At 67.8% G+C, this 18,864-nt stretch carries 14 protein-coding genes; 8 read left to right on the top strand and 6 right to left on the bottom strand.

What is annotated here, in order from left to right; translation table 11 throughout:
- Positions 1-123: 123 nt before the first annotated feature.
- Positions 124-882, top strand: a complete 759-nt coding sequence (locus tag AB0I34_RS10475; RefSeq protein WP_360442708.1) for a GntR family transcriptional regulator — start codon at positions 124-126, stop codon at positions 880-882.
- On the opposite strand, the gene AB0I34_RS10470 is transcribed toward AB0I34_RS10475, so the two are convergent.
- Together AB0I34_RS10470 and AB0I34_RS10465 are read right to left on the bottom strand one after the other, a co-directional pair.
- A complete protein-coding gene (locus tag AB0I34_RS10470; protein WP_360442705.1) occupies positions 867-1,442 on the bottom strand; it encodes an AAA family ATPase in 576 nt (191 codons plus the stop codon). The two genes, AB0I34_RS10475 and AB0I34_RS10470, sit on opposite strands and share 16 nt — an antisense overlap.
- 6 nt (positions 1,443-1,448) lie before the next feature.
- A complete protein-coding gene (locus tag AB0I34_RS10465; protein ID WP_360442702.1) occupies positions 1,449-2,123 on the bottom strand; it encodes an SIS domain-containing protein in 675 nt (224 codons plus the stop codon).
- Positions 2,124-2,245: 122 nt separating this feature from the next.
- Here AB0I34_RS10465 and AB0I34_RS10460 point away from each other — a divergent pair, with 122 nt between their 5' ends.
- From AB0I34_RS10460 to AB0I34_RS10435, 6 genes are all read left to right on the top strand, one after another.
- A complete protein-coding gene (locus AB0I34_RS10460; protein ID WP_360442699.1) occupies positions 2,246-2,683 on the top strand; it encodes a MarR family winged helix-turn-helix transcriptional regulator in 438 nt (145 codons plus the stop codon).
- Between the two features lie 232 nt (positions 2,684-2,915).
- Positions 2,916-4,850 (top strand): acetate--CoA ligase, encoded by a 1,935-nt coding sequence (gene acs, locus AB0I34_RS10455; RefSeq protein WP_360442816.1) that lies wholly within the window; start codon positions 2,916-2,918, stop codon positions 4,848-4,850.
- 227 nt (positions 4,851-5,077) lie between these two features.
- On the top strand, positions 5,078-7,219 hold the full coding sequence (locus AB0I34_RS10450) for a DUF222 domain-containing protein (protein ID WP_360442697.1): 2,142 nt from the start codon (positions 5,078-5,080) through the stop codon (positions 7,217-7,219).
- Positions 7,220-7,960: 741 nt separating this feature from the next.
- A complete protein-coding gene (locus AB0I34_RS10445) occupies positions 7,961-8,401 on the top strand; it encodes a hypothetical protein (RefSeq protein WP_360442694.1) in 441 nt (146 codons plus the stop codon).
- A gap of 54 nt (positions 8,402-8,455) precedes the next feature.
- Positions 8,456-10,327 (top strand): asparagine synthase (glutamine-hydrolyzing), encoded by a 1,872-nt coding sequence (asnB, locus tag AB0I34_RS10440; protein ID WP_360442691.1) that lies wholly within the window; start codon positions 8,456-8,458, stop codon positions 10,325-10,327.
- 70 nt (positions 10,328-10,397) lie between these two features.
- Complete coding sequence (locus AB0I34_RS10435) at positions 10,398-10,814, top strand: MarR family transcriptional regulator (RefSeq protein ID WP_360442688.1); 417 nt, start codon at positions 10,398-10,400, stop codon at positions 10,812-10,814.
- A gap of 14 nt (positions 10,815-10,828) precedes the next feature.
- Here AB0I34_RS10435 and AB0I34_RS10430 read toward each other — a convergent pair whose 3' ends face one another.
- Both AB0I34_RS10430 and AB0I34_RS10425 read right to left on the bottom strand, forming a co-directional pair.
- Positions 10,829-14,419, bottom strand: coding sequence for a discoidin domain-containing protein (locus AB0I34_RS10430; RefSeq protein WP_360442685.1), 3,591 nt, complete (start codon positions 14,417-14,419; stop codon positions 10,829-10,831).
- 211 nt (positions 14,420-14,630) lie between these two features.
- Positions 14,631-15,068 (bottom strand): pyridoxamine 5'-phosphate oxidase, encoded by a 438-nt coding sequence (locus AB0I34_RS10425; RefSeq protein ID WP_360442682.1) that lies wholly within the window; start codon positions 15,066-15,068, stop codon positions 14,631-14,633.
- A 49-nt stretch (positions 15,069-15,117) separates the two neighbouring features.
- On the opposite strand from AB0I34_RS10425, the gene AB0I34_RS10420 reads away from it, so the two are divergent.
- Positions 15,118-15,774, top strand: a complete 657-nt coding sequence (locus AB0I34_RS10420) for a helix-turn-helix domain-containing protein (RefSeq protein WP_360442679.1) — start codon at positions 15,118-15,120, stop codon at positions 15,772-15,774.
- 27 nt (positions 15,775-15,801) lie between these two features.
- Here AB0I34_RS10420 and AB0I34_RS10415 read toward each other — a convergent pair whose 3' ends face one another.
- On the bottom strand, positions 15,802-16,425 hold the full coding sequence (locus AB0I34_RS10415) for a class I SAM-dependent methyltransferase (protein ID WP_360442676.1): 624 nt from the start codon (positions 16,423-16,425) through the stop codon (positions 15,802-15,804).
- Positions 16,426-16,488: 63 nt separating this feature from the next.
- Positions 16,489-18,801, bottom strand: coding sequence for a hypothetical protein (locus AB0I34_RS10410; RefSeq protein ID WP_360442673.1), 2,313 nt, complete (start codon positions 18,799-18,801; stop codon positions 16,489-16,491).
- Between the last annotated feature and the right edge of the window lie 63 nt (positions 18,802-18,864).

Below are 18,864 nucleotides of genomic sequence, written 5' to 3'. Positions count from 1 at the left end.
CAAGGTCGTCCGGGACAGCGCCGTCTCGGTCGGCCGGAGCAGCTCGAACGATCAGGACCACGACCGCGGCATGCGCCCCCCGGCAACCGGTTTGCCGGGCACATTCCCAGGGATACTGACCTCATGGCTCGCCCACGGAACAACCCCGGCGATCTCGCCGAACTCCCCACGGAGCTTCGGACCGATCGCCCGAAGGGTGACCAGATTCGCGAGATTCTGGAGAAACTCACCCGCTCGCTCGCCGTCGGTACGGTACTGCCGTCCGAGCGCGTGCTGGCGGAGCGGTTCGGCGTGGCCCGGATGACGGTGCGCCAGGAAGTCGACCGGGTGGTGGCCGAAGGACTGGCCGCCCGTCGTCCCGGTGGTGGCACCTTCGTTGCCGAGCCGCGGCCGACCCGGATCCTCGCGTCGTCGTTCAGCCAGGACATGATCGACCGCGGTATCACGCCAGGCGCCAAGGTGCTCGAGCATCGCGTCGGCGCGGCCGGCGAGGAGCTGGCCCGCGAGCTGGAGGAGCCGGTCGGCACCCCGGTGCTGCACCTGGTCCGCCTGCGGACCGCGGACGGCGAGCCGATGGCAGTCGAGCGCACGGCACTGTCGTTGCGGCGATGGCCGGGCCTCGACGAGGTCGACTTCGCCGAGAAGTCCCTGTACGGCGTGCTGTCGTCACGCTGGGGTGTCGCCCTCGGGATGGTGTCCGCGTCGATCGTCGCGGCCCCACCGGACCCGATCGACGCCCAGCTGCTCGAGATCGATTCGACCACCCCGTGCCTGATCATCACCTCGGCCCCCCGGACCGCGAACGACCAGGTGATCGAATTCGGCCGCTCGGTCTACCGCTCGGACCGCTACGACATCACGGTGGCCTACCGCGCCACCTGACCGAGCTCGAGATAGGCCTCGACCTCTTTGAGGATCAGGTCCATCGGCTCCGTCGCGTCCACCTGGAGATACCCCTGCGTGGGCCGCTTCGTCAGGTGCAGCCACCCTCGAAACGCCTGCTCGCCGCCGGCGTCCGTATCGCCGAGATCGACCGGCTGCAGGCCGACGCCTCGACGCTGGCTTCGCATCGGGACTCTGGCTCTGAGTCGACTGTCGATCACCGCGAGATCGTCCGTCCGGGATTCCACGTACTTGTAGGCGACACCGCGCTCATCGGCGATCTCCCGGCCCGTCGCCATGATCTCCTCGTACTGGCAAGGGCTGTCGATCACCACGCTGAACCCCTGATCCAGGAGGCTCCGAGTCAACGCGTACATGACTGGGTAGGCGGCCCTGCCGCTTCCTTCGGCCGGCACGCCACCATCGAGAACGGCGCTCCTGATCACATCGAGATCCACGACCATCGCGCCGTACCGGGCACCGACGTGTCGCGCGATCGTGGATTTGCCGGACCCCGGAACGCCCGACATCTGCAGGAGAAACTGCCTGACATCGCTCATGGCCTGCTAGACGTTCAGACTACGGAGGATGTTCGGGGTCTCGCCGGCGGCGGTGAGCCTGGTGACGATTTCCACCGTCAGCGCCTGCACGAGCAGCGCGCCGACCATCGTCGAGGTGGCGCCGGTCCGTTCCGGGCTGCCGTCGACCTCGATCAGCGCGTCACCCGGCACGCCGCAGTTGTCGATCACCACGTCCGCGGTCTCGAACAGCCGCTGACCACCCGGCGCTCGCGACGTCGTCGCCGTACTGTGGGCCATCGACGTCAGCGCGATCACCAGCGCACCACGCTTCCGCGCTCCGAGCGCGAACTCCACCGGCACGGCGTTCCGCCCCGAGTTCGACGCGATCAGTATGACGTCACCCGCGGCGATCTCGTTGGTCTCCAGCAGTACGTCGGCCAGCCCGGGCAGCCGCTCGAGCAGCGAACTCTTCTGCAACCCCTCGTGCAGCATCAGCCCGGGCTCGAGCACCGCTCGAACGTCGGCCAGCCCGCCAGCCCGCCCGTACAACTCCTCGGCGATCAGGTGGCTGTGCCCGGTCCCGAACACCCAGAACACCCGCCCCGCGAGCGTCGCCTCGACCACCAGACCCGCCGCGACCCGAATCGCCCCGACCTGCGTCTCCGCCGCTCGCCGCGCGACGTCCAACGCCTTCTCCATGTACTCCTCAGCCCCAGCCATGACGCCGAACCTACCGATCCGACGACGGCTCCACCAGGAACTCACCTGGACCTCTTCCGGCACTCTTCCTGCACTCTTCCGGACTGGAATCGTAGGACCGGCCAACGGATAGACTCCGGGCCGTGGACGAGCAGACGCCCAGCGTGTTGTTACAGACGCCCAGTTGGTTGCTGACCCAGAGCGCGGCGCACGCGCAACGGATCGTGACCGAGTCCTTCGCGGCCGCGGGAGCGCGGCAGTACCACTTCCGCCTGCTCGCGACGCTGGTCGAGTTCGGCCCGGCCAGTCAGGCGACGCTCGGTCGGCACACCGGCATCGACCGCAGCGACGTGGTTGCCGCCCTCAACGAACTGGTCGACGAAGGGTACGTCGAGCGTACCCCGGACCCCGCCGACGGACGCCGCAACATCATCACCATCACCGCCTCGGGCCGCCGCCGGCACAAACGCCTCACGACGCTGGTCGCGAAAGCCCAGGACGAGATCTTCGCCGCGCTGTCCCCGACGGACCGAAAACGCCTGACCACCCTGCTCACCCGCGTCCTGTCCCAGCACCAGTGACCCAGCACCGGTGACCCAGCACTCGTGACGGACAACCCGTGACTCACCGTCCGGCCCGGAATTGGTCCTCTTCGGCGCAGATCGGGGACTGCTCGGCGATACACCGGTTCCGCGCCGGGGTCTGCGGTTGGTAGAAAGGTAACCGGGCGCTCCAGCGCGCCGAAGCCAGCGAGGAGGAGTCGTCGACGTGACGAATGCAGAGTCACCCCAGTCCGAGGCACTGTCGAACCTGATGCACGAGGAGCGCAGGTTCGAGCCGCCCGCGGACCTGGCCGCCAACGCGAACGTCAAGGCCGATGCCTACGACCGCGCCGCCGCCGACTTCGAGGGGTTCTGGGCCGAGCAGGCCAAGCGCCTGACCTGGTCGGTGGAGCCGACCGAGACGCTGGACTGGAGCAACGCGCCGTTCGCGAAGTGGTACGCCGACGGCAAGCTGAACGCGGCATACAACTGCGTCGACCGGCACGTGGAGAACGGCCTCGGCGACAAGGTCGCGTACTACTTCGAGGGCGAGCCCGGCGACACCCGGGAGATCACCTACGCCCAGCTCAAGGACGAGGTCAGCAAGGCCGCCAACGCGCTGCTCGAGCTGAACGTCCAGCCCGGTGACATCGTCGCCATCTACATGCCGATGATCCCCGAGACCGTGGTGGCGATGCTCGCCTGCGCCCGGATCGGTGCCCCGCACACGGTCATCTTCGGCGGCTTCTCCGCGGACGCGCTCAAGGGCCGGATCCTGGACTGCGACGCCCGCGTCGTGATCACCTCCGACGGCGGCTACCGCCGGGGCGCGCCGGCGGCGCTGAAGCCCGCGGTGGACGCCGCGCTGGTGGACTGCCCCGACGTACGCAATGTGCTCGTGGTGAAGCGGACCGGCCAGGAGACCGCCATGGTCGAGGACCGCGACCTGTGGTGGGAGGACTTCGTCGGCAAGCAGTCTGCGGACCACACACCCGAGGCTTTCGACGCCGAGCACCCGCTCTACGTGATGTACACGTCCGGCAGCACCGGCAAGCCGAAGGGCATCCTGCACACGACCGGCGGCTACCTGGTCGGTACGTCGTACACCCAGTGGGGCGTCTTCGACCTCAAGCCGGACACCGATGTGTACTGGACCGCGGCCGACATCGGCTGGGTCACCGGCCACAGCTACATCGTGTACGGCGCCCTCGCGAACGCGACCACCTCCGTGCTGTACGAAGGCACCCCGGACACCCCGCACCAGGGCCGCTGGTGGGAGATCGTCCAGAAGTACAAGGTCTCGATCCTGTACTGCGCCCCGACCGCGATCCGCACGTTCATGAAGTGGGGCGCCGAAATCCCGGCGAAGTTCGACCTGTCCACGCTGCGGGTCATCGGGTCGGTCGGCGAGCCGATCAACCCGGAGGCCTACATCTGGTACCGCGAGAACATCGGCGGCAACAAGGCGCCGGTCGTGGACACCTGGTGGCAGACCGAGACCGGCATGCACATGATCTCGCCGCTGCCGGGCGTGACCGCGGGCAAGCCGGGCGCCGCGATGAAGGCGATCCCGGGGGTCAGCGTCGACGTCGTCGACGACGCGGGCAAGTCGGTACCGGACGGCTCCGGCGGCTACCTCGTCATCACCAAGCCGTGGCCGGCCATGCTGCGCACGCTGTGGGGCGACGACGACCGGTTCGTCGAGACCTATTGGTCGCGTTGGCCGGGCGTCTACTTCGCCGGTGACGGTGCGAAGAAGGATGAGGACGGCGACCTGTGGCTGCTCGGCCGGGTCGACGACGTGATGAACGTATCCGGCCACCGCCTGTCCACCACCGAGATCGAGTCCGCCCTGGTCTCACATTCGAAGGTCGCCGAAGCCGCGGTCGTCGGAGCCTCCGACCCGACCACCGGCCAGGCGATCGCCGCCTTCGTCATCCTTCGCTCGGAGGCCGGCGACGGTGGACCGGACGTGGTCCAGGAGCTCCGCAACCACGTCGCCAAGGAGATCGGCCCGATCGCGAAGCCGCGCCAGATCATGGTCGTCGCCGAACTCCCCAAGACCCGCTCCGGCAAGATCATGCGCCGCCTGCTCCGCGACATCGCCGAGAACCGTGAGGTAGGCGACGTCACCACCCTCGCCGACTCCACCGTCATGGACCTCATCAAGTCCAACCTGGAATCCGGCAAATCCGACGAAGACTAAGACTGTTGCTCTGCCTGTGAGCCCTCGGGTCACGCCGAGGGCTCACGCATGTGTGCATCCCCCAGCGTCCACGCAGCCACTCGTCCGTTGCACGCGGCCCCGTCCACTCCAGATAATTGCTATCAGCAACCGATTCACCGGATCGTCAACCCTGTAACGACATTCGCGCCGGCACGCCGCCGGTCAGCGGATTTGATGATGTCGAACACCTGTTCTAATGTAGTCGCATGACAGGGATTGCTCAGGCGGTCGGCAGCGGACAGGTCATCGGCGATGACCTCGACTGGCCGTGCGATGTCGCGGTGCCGGATGACCTCGACATCCCTGCGGATCCTGACGATCCGAATGGACCACGGTTCGTCAGCGAACAGGATGAGTGGGATGCCGAACTCGACGCCCTGCTCGACCGGAACCGGTTCTCCCGCGTCGACACATTCGAATGGGAGCTGTGGGACGGCCACGACCAAGACCAGGCCGAACGGGAACTACTGCGCCGCACCGCCCCGCCCTGGGTGTTGCTGCCGCCCGGCGGTGACCTCGCCACCGCGCTGGAACAGACCCGTCCGGAAGCCATGTCACCGATGGCCCTGATCGAACTGATGAAGGCCGCCGACCGCCTGACCAGCTGGGCCGAAGCGATCAAGGCCACCGCCATGGCCTCCTTCTACCGCCAACGCCAGGCCGAACACCGCGAATCTCCGCGCCCGACCCAACTCGACACGAACGGCCGCCCGATCGACCCCGAGCGTTCCTGGTACGCCGAGATCGCCCTGGCTCTCGGGTTGTCGCCGAATACCGTCGGCCGCCGCGTCGACACCGCCCTGCGGCTCACCTCGACATTGTCGGCCACCCACACCGCACTCCGATGCGGGGCCCTGACCTGGGGCAAAGCCCTGGCGATCTCCGAGGCCACCAGTCAACTGCCCGACCCCGCTGCGCAAGCGGTGCAGGCACACGTCCTGAAACGCGCCCCCGGCCAAACCCACCGGAACCTGCAGCACTCCCTGCGCCGCCAGGTCGCCAAGCACACCAGTCGTGAAATGGCCGAGGCTCACCGCGCTGCCAACGCCGACCGGACCTGCAAGATCGTGCCCCTGTCCAACGGCATGGCCGGCCTGTGGATCGTCCACACCAGCGACAAAATCCAGCAAATCTGGATCGCCATCCAAGCCATGGCCACCCTCGCCAAACGCGGCACCCCCACCACCGCCCCCACCCCCGGCAACCCGAACACCACGGGTGTCGCCGATCCGCTCCACCTCACGCGGCCGGACGGCCCCGCATGCGCGGGAGGCGGTAAGGCGCGGCCAGACGGCACTGTCGGCCGAGGCGTTGACGAGCCACGCCCTGACGAGGGTGCTGCGGGCCGAGGCGATGGTCAGCTGCGCCCTGACGAGGGTGCTGCGGGCGGAGGCGATGCTGAGCTACGCCCTGACGAGGGTGCTGCGGGCGGAGGCGATGCTGAGCCACGCACTCACGAGGGTGCCGCAGGTCGAGGCGATGGTCAGCTGCGCCCTGACGAGGGTGCTGTGGGCCGAGGCGATGCTGAGCTACGCCCTGACGAGGGTGCTGCGGGCCGAGGCGATGCTGAGCCACGCCCTGACGAGGGTGGCGTGAACGGTGATGCGGCACCGAAGGACGCCCGGACTGCCGAGCAGCGCCGCGCCGACGTCGCAGCCGACCTGTTCGAACACATCCTCCACAACGGCCTGGACTGGCTCGGTCGCCGCCTACCCGACCAGCACCGCCGCCGACCCCACATCGAAGTCGTCGTCCCCGCCGCCACCCTGCTCGGCCTCGACAACGACCCGGCCGAACTCACCGGCTACGGCCCCATCCCCGCCGAGATGGCTCGCCGCATCGCCGCGGACGGCACATGGCGACGACTCCTCACCGACCCCACGAACGGCATCGTCCTCGAAGCCTCCACCACCCGCCACGACCCCGGCACCCTCGTCACCGAAACCCTGCTCGCCCGCCACCCCGTCTGCGCCTGGCCCGGCTGCAACCGCACCTCCCGCGACTGCGACCGCGACCACCTCACGCCGTTCGCGCGATCCGGCGCCACCACCCTCAGCGGGCTCGCGCCCTACTGCGAATACCACCACGTCATCAAAGACACCCCCACCTGGGGCTGGACCACCACCAGCCACCCCGACGGGACCATCACCCTCACCACCCCATCCGGCCACCGCCACACCACCGTCCCACCCGCCCGCGGCCCCATCACCCAACCACCAGCCGCCGAGACAAGCCGCGCCGCCGAACCGATCCGCGCCGCCACAGCATTCCGCGCTGCCGAGTTGCCCGGTCCCGCGTCCATGGCGCCGCATCAGCGGGTAGCCAACGCCGATCCGCCGCCGTTCTGACGATCGGGTGGAGTGCATTGTCGTCACCAATCCGTGCCGGCGAACTGACCCGTGCCGGCGAACCGACCCGCGCCGCCACAGCAACCCGCGCCGCCACAGCAGTCCGCGTTGCCGAGTTGCCCGGTCCCGCGTCCTTGGCGCCACGTCAGCGGGCAGCCAACGCCGATCTGCCGCCGTTCTGACGATCGGGTGGAGTGCACTGTCGTCACCAATCCGTGCCGGCGAACCAATCCGTGCTGTCGTCACCGACCTTGCCGGCGAATCAACCGGTGCCGCCGAGTTGTTTGCCCTCGTGCGCGGGCAGCGTCGGCCGCGACCTCATTCGATTCACCGCCGTTCTACCCAGCCGGTCGATCACGTGCGTTTGCCGCTCGCGCCGCTCACCTGAGGCCGCCCGCCCCCGCCCGCGTCGCAGCCGGCACGTGGGCTGAGAGTCGCAGGTGCTGCCGGTCGGTCAGTAGTTGCGGCTCCATTTCGTCGACCAGCACGGGCGCCAGCGACTCCATGCCCTCGACTCCATGCCCTCGACGGCGTGCTCCTTCGGCGAGCTTCTCGAACAGCTCGGCCAGCTCAGGGTTCTCCTTCGTTAGTACGGCGGCCGCTCGGGTGCGAACCTCGTCTCTCCTTTGTCAGTACGGCGGCCCGCTCGGGTGTGAACCTCGTCGGTCGGCGAGGAGTCCGCAGGCCGGGCTCGCGATCTCCAGGCGTCGCTTGCACCGGGATGCGCTTAGGCTGCCGGGCATGACTGCCGTCGTCGCGATCATTCATGCGGGGCTCGCGGCGGCTTGGGTCGGGGGGATGGCTTACTCGTTGTTCGTGGTGCAGCCGAAGCTGAAGCGGTACTTCGGGCCCGATCAGGAGGGGCGGGAGACGCTGACCGCAGTGATTGCCTCGGGCAATCGATGGAAGGTGCTCGGGCTGATCGGGGCGATCGCGGTCACCGGCGTCGTACTGCTGCTGCTCGACAACGACCACTGGTGGATCCATGCGATCAAGGCCGCGCTGCTACTCGGTGCCGGTGGCATCTTCTGGTACGTCTCCTGGCGGCACTGGCCGCAGCGGGTGTTCGCGACCTCCGCGGAACTGCCTGCGCTGCAACGACGGCTCGTCGTCCTCGCGACCACGATGCTCGGGCTCACCGGACTCGCGTTCGCGCTCGGAATACTGGCCGCCCAGGTGTGAGGTCACGGATCCGTCCGTTGTGATCACACATCGTCAGAAATACATTGGCATTGAATGTATCTCCTGGAGAGGAGCGCGACGACGATGTGTGGCATCACCGGATGGGTGGCCTACCGGCACGATCTGGGCACTGAGCACGACGTGATCGACGCGATGACGGAGACGATGTCGTGTCGCGGACCGGACGCACGAGGCACCTGGTACGCCGCGCACGTCGCCCTCGGGCACCGAAGACTGGCCGTCATCGACCTCCCGGGCGGTGAGCAGCCGATGACCACGCACCTCACCGTGGAAGGCCGCCAGGTCACTCTCGGCATGGTCTACAGCGGTGAGGTCTACAACTACACCGAACTGCGCGACGAGCTCCGCCGCCGTGGTCACCCGTTCACCACCGACTCCGACACCGAGGTCGTCCTGCGTGCCTATGTCGAGTGGGGTACGGCGTTCGCCGAGCGGCTGAACGGGATGTACGCGCTGGCCATCTGGGACCCGCGGATCGAGACCCTGTTGATGGTCCGCGACCGGATGGGCATCAAGCCGTTCTTCTACTACCCGACCGCCGACGGTGTGCTGTTCGGCTCGGAGCCGAAGGCGATCCTGGCGAACCCCAACATCACCCCCGCGGTCGAGATCGACGGGCTGCGCGAAGTGCTCACGGTGTCGAAGACTCCTGGCGCCTCACTGTGGGCCGGCATGTCCGAGGTCGAGCCGGGCACTGTAGTCACTGTCGACCGGGCCGGGATCCACGCCAACCACTACTGGCGGCTGCAGACCAAGGCACACACCGACGACCGGGACACGTCCGTCGCGCAGGTGCGTGATCTGCTCGACGACATCACCCGCCGCCAGTTGGTCGCCGACGTACCGCGCTGTGTACTGCTGTCCGGCGGACTCGACTCCAGTGCGATCACCGGGCTCGCGGCCGGTCAGCTGGCCGAGGACGGCCGCAAGGTCCGCAGTTTCGCGGTCGACTTCGTGGGCCACGCGGACAACTTCCGGCCGGACGAGCTCCGGAGTACGCCGGACACGCCGTACGTGCATGACGTCGCGGACCTGGTCAAGTCGCAGCACTCCGACATCGTGCTGGACAACTCCGTGCTGACCGATCCGGAGATCCGGCGGAAGGTGATCAGGGCGAACGACGCGCCGTTCGGCGGGGACATCTTCAACTCGCTGTACCTGCTGTTCAAGGCGATCCGCGAGCAGTCCACGGTCGCGCTGTCCGGCGAGTCGGCCGACGAAGTGTTCGGCGGCTACCTGTGGTTCCACGACCCGGCGGTCCGAGAGATACCGATCTTCCCGTGGATCGCGTACATGATGACGCGGCGCGGCGACGGGCCGGTGAGCGTACTGCGGCCCGAGCTGCGGAAGGCACTCAACCTCGGAGGGCACCTACGCGATCGGTACGCCGAGGCTGTCGCCGAGGTGGAACGGCTCGACGGGGAGTCCGACGACGAGTGGACGATGCGGAAGATCTGCTACCTGCACCTGACCCGGATGGTGCGGATCCTGCTCGACCGCAAGGACCGGATGAGTATGGCGGTCGGGCTGGAGGTGCGGGTGCCGTTCTGCGACCACCGGCTGGTCGAGTACGTGTACAACACCCCGTGGTCGCTGAAGACGTTCGACGGCAAGGAGAAGAGCCTGCTCCGCGCCGCCACCCGCGACGTCCTGCCCGAGTCGGTCGCCGAACGCAAGAAGTCGCCGTACCCGCAGACCCAGGATCCGGCGTACGCCGAGGCGCTGGCGGGTCAGGTGCGCGGTCTGCTGGCGGACAACCACGCTGTGTTCGAGCTGGTCGACCGGAACGCTCTCGAGCCGTTCACGACGGCCGAGGCGGCGGCGCGGGGACGCCGGCATCTCGAGCAAACGTTGTCACTCGCGACCTGGCTGGACCTCTATCAACCTGACCTCCGCCTGACCTGACCCGACCGATCCTTAGGAGATCCTCATCTAGCTGTGCCACGATTGGCGCCTCTCGTCGGAGGTGATCGCAATGGCACAGGAGACCCTGCAGCTGCTGGTGAGCATGCACCGGATCGTGCGGCACCTGCGCCGGAGCAGGACGACGGCAGTCCTGCATCCGACGCAGTTCCTCGCGCTGATGCTGGTCGCCGATGAGCAACCCATCCGGATCGGTGAGATCGCGACCCGGGTGCCGTGCTCGCAGCCGACCGCGACCACCACGGTCGCCTCCCTCGAGGAGGCCGGGCTCGTCCGTCGCGAGCCCGACCCCGTCGACGGTCGCGCCACCGCCGTCGTCCTGACCGAAGCCGGCGCAGCCACCGTCGAAGCGTCCGGCCAGCAGGCGGCTGCCGAACTCGGCAACCTGCTTCGCCGGCTGAACGAAGAAGACCAGGCGCTGGTCCTCAAAGCCGGCGAAGCCCTCGCTCGAATAGCCGACGACCTCTGACCCAACTCTTCGGGTCAGTTGCGGTTGAGGGTGAAGGTTGACGTGGTGTTGCGGATGTCCACTGCGTTGTCGGTGAGGGTCAGATTGGTGAAGGTCGCGGCTCCTCGGGCCGGGCCCTCGCCGGGTTCGGGGAGTTCGTTGGCCCAGATGCCGAAGCCGGACTTGGCGTCGAAGGCATCGCCGGACTTGTGGGCGCCGGACACCGTGGTGTTGGTGAAGACCGTGTCCGCGACCGGGAACAACGGCGACCCGCCGACGTAGTCGGTCTGGAACATGATCCCGGAGTACGTCGGATCAGCCACGTCCAGATCATTGACCCGGATTCCCTGGAAGATCTTCGTCGCCGAGTAGATCCACACCGCCGGGAACGTCTGGTTGCCCCAGAAATGCCCGCCGGACCGTACGACGCTGGCGTTCTCGAACCGCGTCGGCGGCGTCGCACCGAACCCGTTCATCGGGATGCCGAAGTCGAGCGAGCTGATCGTGATCCCCGGGTAGGTGAGCATGTCCGCCGCGTACAGGTTGCGGAAGACGTTGTTCGTCCCGCCGTACACCGCGAACCCGGCGGCCCGCCAGGTCAGTGACGCGGACAGGTTCTCGAAGACGTTGTCCCGGACCTCGCCACCACCGCTGTCGGTGGCGTTGAAGAGCGCGAAACTGTCGTCCCCGGTGGACCGGGCGTCGTTGTTGCTGACGGTGTTGCCCGCCGACCCGTTGGTCATGTTGATGCCGTCGGCAAAGGAATCCCGGATGCGCGAGTTCTTGATCACCGAGTTGTCGGTGTTCGCGCCCCAGTACAGGCACATCTGGTGTTCCGCCCAGATGTTGTCGATGGTCATGTTCGACGTACCGGCGAAGTTGAACACCTTGCCCGGTCCGTCGTTGCGGCTGTCGTAGTTCCCGAAGTACGAGAATCCGCTGAACGTCGACCCGTTCGCCGACGACTGCGCGTCGAAGCCGACGTCGGTGTTCGCCTGGCTCTGCGGCGCAACGAAGCGGGTGTACCAAGGACCGGCGCCGGTAACGCGAACAGCCTTGCCGTACACGGTGAACTTCGACGATGTCTGGTACTCACCCGGCGGCAGGTAGACACCCTGCAGCGCGCTGTCCTGCCGCACCCGGTCGAGCGCGTTCTGCACGTCCTGCTGGGTGAACCCGTTCGGCGTCACGAACCCGGCGCCCGGGTTCGCCAGCGGTGCCACGGCCTCGGTGTCGACGAAGTCGATCGAGTACGTCGTACTGTTCGCCGGGTCCTTCTGCAACCGGATCTTCGTCCCGGCCGGAAACGTCGAGTCCAGCATGACGTTCGCCTCGTCGTAGATGTGCCGCGCAGGACCCGAGCCTGGTGAGTTGTTCGGCGAGGCCTCGGCGCCGTACAGCCAGGAGTACTTCGAGGTCAGCGGCAATGTCTTGTGGAAGCTGCCGTTCACGTACACGTTGATCGACGAGGTGATGCCGCCACCGCCGGCCGAGTCCGGGATGGAGAACCGGGTGACGAGTGTGTTCGTGCTGGCCCGGGTGGTGAACTCGACGTACGAACCGTTCGAGTTCAGCGTCACCGCGCGTCGCCCGGACGCCTCGCCGGCCAGGTCGCCGATGGTGCGGTTCGGCCCGATCACGGTGGCGCCGCCGCCGACCGAGGCATCCTCGGCCTCGAGGTGGTCGTACGGCATGTTCGCGCCGCGACCGACGAAGAACGGACGCTCGCTGGTGTTGTTGGTCCGCTTCACCGGCAGTTCGTTGGCATCGTCGGCGAGTATGACGCGCACGGTGTATCGCCCGTTCGCGGCCGTCCAGTTGCCTAGAGCAACAGCGGCAGTGGTCGCACCGGGAGCGATCGAGCCGTTGTAGCTGCCCGTCAGAGTGGCGACGACTGTGCTTCCGTTGTGCACGGTCAGCGTGATCCCGTGAGCGCCGGACGCGGAGGCGACGCTGCCCTGGTTCTTCAGCGCGACCGAGAAGGCGATGCTGTTGCCTGCCGAGGGGTTACTTGGCGTCCAGTTCACCGCGGACGCGATCAGGTCCGAGCTGGCGACCGGAGTAACCACCAGCGGGCCGGAGGCGTTCGCGGTGTTGTTCCCGTCGTTCTGCTCGATGATCGCGTTCGACTCGTCGACCTTTGCGCTCAGTGCGTAGCTGCCGGCGTCGCGCGTCCCGATCGATGCGCTGACCGTTGTCGACGCTCCTGCTGCGAGTGCTCCTACAGCCGCCGTTCCCACCTTGCCGGAGCCGAGGTAGAAGTTCACGTCAGTCGCCGTGGAGCCCGCCGTACCCGTGTTGTTGACCGTCGCGCGGACAGTGATCGCATCGGTCTCGACCGGTGAGGTCGGCGTCCACGACACGTTCGACAGGGTGAGATCCGGATTCGGCGCAGGTACGCCCATCACCTGCAGCTCGGCGACCTGGCCGGCCGGGGCGCCGGTGTTCGCGGTGAAGTTCAGCCGTACGTCGGCCACTCGTGCACTGACTGGGATCGTCACGCTGTTCCCGCTCGCCGGACTGAAGTTGTACGACGCGCTCGGCACGATCGTGGTGAACCCGGACGCGCTCTGCTCCCGCCCCAGGATCGAGAACGTCTGCGTCCGCGGTCCCCACGCCGAGTCGGGGTTGAGCCGGATCACGATCGAACTGAGGTCGGCGCTCGACCCGAGTTCCGTGGTCAGCGTGGCCGGGTTGGCGTTGCCCTCCCAGTACGTCGTCACGTCGTCGTCGTTGGCGTTGGCCGGGACAAAGATGTGCACGTACCCCGAGGCGGTGATCGGCTTGCCGGCCGCGAGGTTGCTGCCCGGGCCGGAGCTGCCGTTCCGGGTCACCGTGTTGCTGTCCGGTGATTGGTTGCCTGCGGCATCTTTTGCCCGGACGAAGTAGGAGATCGTCGTACTGGCGGGCTGGTTGTCGGTGTACGTGAGCACAGTGCCGGCCACGCTGGTGCGCAGTTGGCCGTTGGCGTAGACGTCGTACCCGGTGACCCCGACGTTGTCGGTGGAGGCGTTCCAGCTGAGCCGGATCTGGCCGGCGCCGGGTTCGGTGAGGGCCAGGTTGCCCGGGGCGGTGGGAGCCTGGGTGTCACCGGTCGCCGGGCCGTAGACCTCGAGCTCGGACAGCTGCCCGGCCGGCCAGCCGGTGTTCGCGGTGAGCCGGATGCGGACGAAGCGGGTGGTCGCGGTGCCGTAGTCGATGGTCACCGTGTTGCTGGGCGGAGTGAACGCGCGGACGGCCGACGCCGACAGGTCGCTGAAGTTCTGCCCGTCGGTGCTGCCTTGGACCGCGAGGGTCTGGTTGCGGGCGTCCCAGCCCGACGTCGGCAGCTTGAGCGTGACCTGGTTGGTGGCGACGGACGAGCCGAGGTCGACCTGGACCCACTGCGGGAACGCGTTGTTCGCGCTCTCCCAGTAGGTGCCCTGGTTGCCGTCGGTCACGTTCGGCGCGCCGTACGTCTGGGTGTTGCTGCTGGCCGACGCGGCCTTGCCGGCGGCGAGGTTGGGTCCGGCGAGTACGGCGGCAGCCGCGGTACCGGCCGGGGTCGGGTGGACAAGTGGGGCGGCCGCGAGCGCGACACTCGCGGCGAGCAAGGCGGTTGGCAGCCGCCACTTCGGGATTCGCATGGCCTCTCCTGGTGGGCGGGTGGTGAGGACGCAGGGGAGTAGCCGCGACGCAAAGTCGGAAAGTTGCTCTAATTTTGCTCGTTTCTTGCGCAGCGTTGGCCCATTGTTACGGCATGGCTAGCCGAGCGTCAACGGTTCGTGACGCCTGGTGGATCGTCGTGCCGAGGATCCGCCGCCGCGCCTGCGTGGCGGAGCGCTATCCCAGCGCAGGTCAGGCCGAGTTGTCGGCGGAGAACCAGCGGGATGGGGTGAAGGTGAAGAGCGTGATCGTGCTGCCGGGGTTGTCGACCTCGCTGTGGGCGAACTGCTGCGCGGCTTCCTCCGGCATGTAGCGGCGGAGGATGGTGAGCATCTGGTCCACAGTCGGCCGGGTGACGGAGTCCAGCGTCGCCTCGACCGTGACGTACTTGGTCGGCCAGGTCTCCTCCTGCACCAGGAACGTGATCACGCCGGCGGCTTTGATCGCGTCGATCCGGGCAGGGGTCCGGCCCTGGGTCGCGGTGAACATGGTGAGTGCTCCGCCGGGTTCGTAGGCGTAGAAGGTCGGCACGGTGGTCGGCGGCCGGCCGTCGGTGCGCCCGACGCTCACCGCCCCGATGTGCTGCCCGGCCAGGAACTCCTCGCGCTGCTGCCTGTTCATGATCGCCATGCAGCAAGCTTGCAAAAAGCAAGTAGACTCTGTCAAGTAGACTGAAGCCATGACGACGAAGACCTACGGGCAGTACTGCGGGGTGGCTCGGGCGCTCGAGCTCGTCGGGGAGCGCTGGGCGCTGCTGATCGTCCGGGACCTGCTGGTCGGCCCGAAGCGGTACACGGACCTGCGGGCGGGGCTGCCGAAGATCCCGACGAACGTGCTCGCCACCCGGCTGAAGGAGCTGGAGAGCGCGGGCCTGGTCGAGCGCCGGGTGCAGCCGCGGCCGTCGGGCGCGATCGTCTACGAGTTGACGCCGTACGGGCTGGAGTTGGACACGGTCGTACTGGCGCTCGGCCGGTGGGGAGCGCGATCGCTAGGCGAGCTGCGGCCAGGTGAGATTGCCACCGCGGACTCGCTGGTGATGGCGCTGCGATCGACGTACCACCCGTTGAAGCGGGGGATGGGCAAGCTCGCCTATGAACTGCGGTTCGGCGAGATCGTCATTCATGCAACATGTTCGGGCTCGACGCTGACAGCGGAGCCCGGTCCCTTCCCCGAGCCCGTGCCGTCCAACCTGGTCGTGGTCGAGGCCATGGCGCCGCTGACTCCGGTGCTGACTGGAGCGATCGACGGCGTCAAGGCGCTTGCCGAGGGGATCGTCGGCAAGCAGGCAACCGCCGCGGAGCTGGACGCCTTCGCGGCGACCTTCAGGATCGAATGAGAGGCCGGCTCCTGGGGAGCCGGCCCGCTATTCGGCCCACGGTCGGTTCGGCGCAGTCATCCTCATCATCCAGTAGCTCGCTGGAACATGGGTGGCATCATCGATGACCTTGCCCTCGACCTGGCCGAAGGACTGCAGGGCGAGCTTCTCGAACGCCGGTGGCTCCCGGACGTATTCGCCGCGGTCGTTTTCCGACATCCACCGCGAGATCCGGCCCTGGGTCGGCTCGAAGCAGGTGTCGAGGCTGATCACCCGGCCGCCGGGTCCCAGCACGCTCGCGGCCAGGTTGAGCAGATGTGTGCACTGCTCGTCCGACAGGTGGTGCAGCAGCCCGAGCAGCAGCACCACATCGATCGGCGGCAGCGATCGGGCAGCGGCTTCGTCGAAGTTGCCGCAATGGAAGCTGGCGTTCTCACCGCCGAAGTGCTCCTTGGCCCAGTCGATGTACGGCGCATCTGTGTCGAACCCGTGGTAGTTCAGCGGCTGGGGCAGACGCGGGAAGTAGTACGCGGGACCGCAGCCGATGTCCAGGACGGTTTCACCCGGCTGGATCTCCTCGATGCAGCGATATCGCAAGCGGTCGGCGCCGACGATGCGCTGCAGCAGGACGTAGGCGCGCACATGCTTGAGAAGGCCTTTCAGACCGTCCATGGGTATCTCCTCCTGAGGATTGATCATGCTTCAGCATCTCGACGTGTAAATCAACGAACTTGTTCAGTCCCTCAGTTCGTAGACGATGACTTGCCCTTGGGTAAACCTCCGGTCGGCGAGCTGGTCGAGAGTGCGCTCGGCGACCCTGCCCTTTCGCGTGTCCGCGAAGATCCAGCGGACGCCGTAATCGCGGCGCAGGGTCTCCAGCAGCTCAGGCGTTGGCTCCGTGAGTGCCTTCGTCGTCAGTTCCACCCGGTCGGGCCAGGGCGATGGCTGCAGGCTGTAGCCGACGTTCCGTTCGCCTTGGTTGGCCAGCGACTGCTGGGTGTAGGCCCAGCCCTCCATCAGCGTTCGGTGACCGCCGACACCGCTGACCAGGAAGCCACGCGCGTCGCACACCGGACCAGGTCGTTGTCGCGACTGGCAGGCGGTGTTCGTCACGACCACGTCGTTGCGTCCAGCATTGCGCTCCAGCCACAGCGCGGCTTGGATCTCGTCCGTGGTGTACAACGGAGCCGCCGGGACCGGGATCTGCCCGCCCTCTCCGGTGATCCCGTCCGCCGCGTCGCGCCATTCCGACCAGGGCCGGCTGGGCAGGGCGAGGCCGATGGCGAAGCACATCAGCAGCGCCAGGCCGAGGCCACGGACCTGCGGACGGACGGCGCGGAGGACAAGCCAGCCGACCAGCCCTGCCACGAGTACCGCCGCAAGCCACAGCATCGGCTCGCTCACCGCCCGCGTGATCTGCGCCGGGGAGACAGGCGGGGAGTCGATGTTGCCGAACGCCCGGATTGCCAGAGCGAGCGCCGCACCGGCCAGCAGGCCACCGGCGATGATCACCCGGCGGGCCACGCGGGGGCGTCCGGTGACCGCGCCGTGGACCACGTATCCCGCGGCGACGCCGGCGAAGGGCAGCGCGCCGCCGAGGAAGTAGAACTCACCAAAACTCGGATGGTCGACGACCACGAATCCGAGCAGCGAGGCGATGAGCGCGCCGACCAGCCACCACTGCACCGGATCGGTACGGGTCCGGCGCTGTACGAGACCAAGGAATGCCACGGCCACCACCGCCCTGCTCACCACCACGGCCACAAGGATCGCGATCGCCCAGGTCACCGTCTGCTGGTCGGCGTCACGAAGCCCTTCGATGAGCCATCCCCCCGGCGCCGGAGCGCCGGTGAGACCGGTCAGAGCGGTGTATCCCGGGAAAGCCCGCAAGGCCCCGAACAAGCGCAGCGGAGTACCTGCGGTGCTACCCGCGACAGTCAGTATCGACGCCACCATCACACCCACCAGTGCGACGCCGAAGCCGACGGTCGGCCAGGGGATGCGCCTGTTCCGCACCAGCAGGAACAACGCCGCCAAACCGGTCCCGCCGAGCAGTAGCGGCATAGCGGTGGGCTTGGAGCCGGCGGCTACGCAGACGACCAGCATCACGATCACCCAGGACCGTCTCGGGGCACCGCGGTACAAGGCGCCGAGCAGCAGCGCCGCGGCTCCGACGCTGACCGCTGTCCCGAAGGACTGCGACGGACTCAGGAAAACGAGAGGTGGGGACCCCACGCCGCCGACGTACTTCCAGATTGCGACCCGCGGGACGACCGTCGTCAGCGCGACCGCGAACGGGGCGGTCCACCAGACACCGCTGACCTGGCGCGCGAGTGCGGCCACCGCGAGGATGAGCCCGATGATGATCGGGGCGAACCATAGCCTGAACAGCACGAGCCGGGGGTCGATTCCGGAGATCTGTGCGGCCGACGCCAGGTGTGCGTCGGCGAACCAGTGGTACTGCATCGTCTCGCCCGCCACCTGCGGGATCTGCGGCGGGACGGAGCGGCCCAGCTCGTGCACGATCCCTAGGTGCCAGAGGATGTCCTGGTAGTAGTCGCCGCCGTTCTCGGGGACCGGCGTGGCGCTGACCGTAGTGCCGTAGTACACCAGCAAGGTCGCCGAGAGGAGCAGCGCCAGCGTGGCGCCCCAGGCGAGCGGCAGCCGCGGCGCGTCCTGCGCCCGCCAGCAGCGCCGCAACCGCGGTACCGCGGCGAAGACCACCAGCACCGCCGCGGGCCAGACCACCAACCACTGCTGTATCCCAGCGGCCGTGAACAACGCCCACCCCAGCAGCTCGTAGGAGAGCCCCACGACGATGCCGAGGCCCACGTCCTCCGGCCAGGTCCGCCGACTCGGCGTGAAAGCTCGCAGCAGCAACACTCCCGGAAGCACCACACAGCCCGAGAAGTAGGCCGCGTAGCGGAGGATGTCGCTGTCGCTCACGCCTGTGCCTGCAAGTACCCAGTACGCGGTCACCGCGGGGAGGAGCCAGACGAGTGCACCCAGGAACGGCGGCCAGGTAGACCTGCCAGACCGGACCGTCATCAAGACGGTCCCCTGGTGACAGGAATCAGGTCAGACATAGTAGTGGAGCCTAACCGTTGCTGA

The sequence above is a fragment of the Kribbella sp. NPDC050281 genome (genome assembly GCF_040655855.1).
Classification (GTDB): Bacteria; Actinomycetota; Actinomycetes; order Propionibacteriales; family Kribbellaceae; genus Kribbella.
Note: the sequence above shows the minus strand (reverse complement) of the source record. Positions and strands in the feature narration are given on the sequence as shown.

What these genes read in the sequence shown, in the direction of transcription:
- AB0I34_RS10475 (WP_360442708.1), top strand. Translation starts at nt 124, where the DNA reads ATGGCTCGCCCACGGAACAACCCCGGCGATCTCGCCGAACTCCCCACG.
- AB0I34_RS10470 (WP_360442705.1), bottom strand. Translation starts at nt 1,442, where the DNA reads ATGAGCGATGTCAGGCAGTTTCTCCTGCAGATGTCGGGCGTTCCGGGG.
- AB0I34_RS10465 (WP_360442702.1), bottom strand. Translation starts at nt 2,123, where the DNA reads ATGGCTGGGGCTGAGGAGTACATGGAGAAGGCGTTGGACGTCGCGCGG.
- acs (WP_360442816.1), top strand. Translation starts at nt 2,916, where the DNA reads ATGCACGAGGAGCGCAGGTTCGAGCCGCCCGCGGACCTGGCCGCCAAC.
- AB0I34_RS10450 (WP_360442697.1), top strand. Translation starts at nt 5,078, where the DNA reads ATGACAGGGATTGCTCAGGCGGTCGGCAGCGGACAGGTCATCGGCGAT.
- AB0I34_RS10445 (WP_360442694.1), top strand. Translation starts at nt 7,961, where the DNA reads ATGACTGCCGTCGTCGCGATCATTCATGCGGGGCTCGCGGCGGCTTGG.
- asnB (WP_360442691.1), top strand. Translation starts at nt 8,456, where the DNA reads ATGTATCTCCTGGAGAGGAGCGCGACGACGATGTGTGGCATCACCGGA.
- AB0I34_RS10435 (WP_360442688.1), top strand. Translation starts at nt 10,398, where the DNA reads ATGGCACAGGAGACCCTGCAGCTGCTGGTGAGCATGCACCGGATCGTG.
- AB0I34_RS10430 (WP_360442685.1), bottom strand. Translation starts at nt 14,419, where the DNA reads ATGCGAATCCCGAAGTGGCGGCTGCCAACCGCCTTGCTCGCCGCGAGT.
- AB0I34_RS10425 (WP_360442682.1), bottom strand. Translation starts at nt 15,068, where the DNA reads ATGGCGATCATGAACAGGCAGCAGCGCGAGGAGTTCCTGGCCGGGCAG.
- AB0I34_RS10420 (WP_360442679.1), top strand. Translation starts at nt 15,118, where the DNA reads ATGACGACGAAGACCTACGGGCAGTACTGCGGGGTGGCTCGGGCGCTC.
- AB0I34_RS10415 (WP_360442676.1), bottom strand. Translation starts at nt 16,425, where the DNA reads ATGGACGGTCTGAAAGGCCTTCTCAAGCATGTGCGCGCCTACGTCCTG.
- AB0I34_RS10410 (WP_360442673.1), bottom strand. Translation starts at nt 18,801, where the DNA reads ATGACGGTCCGGTCTGGCAGGTCTACCTGGCCGCCGTTCCTGGGTGCA.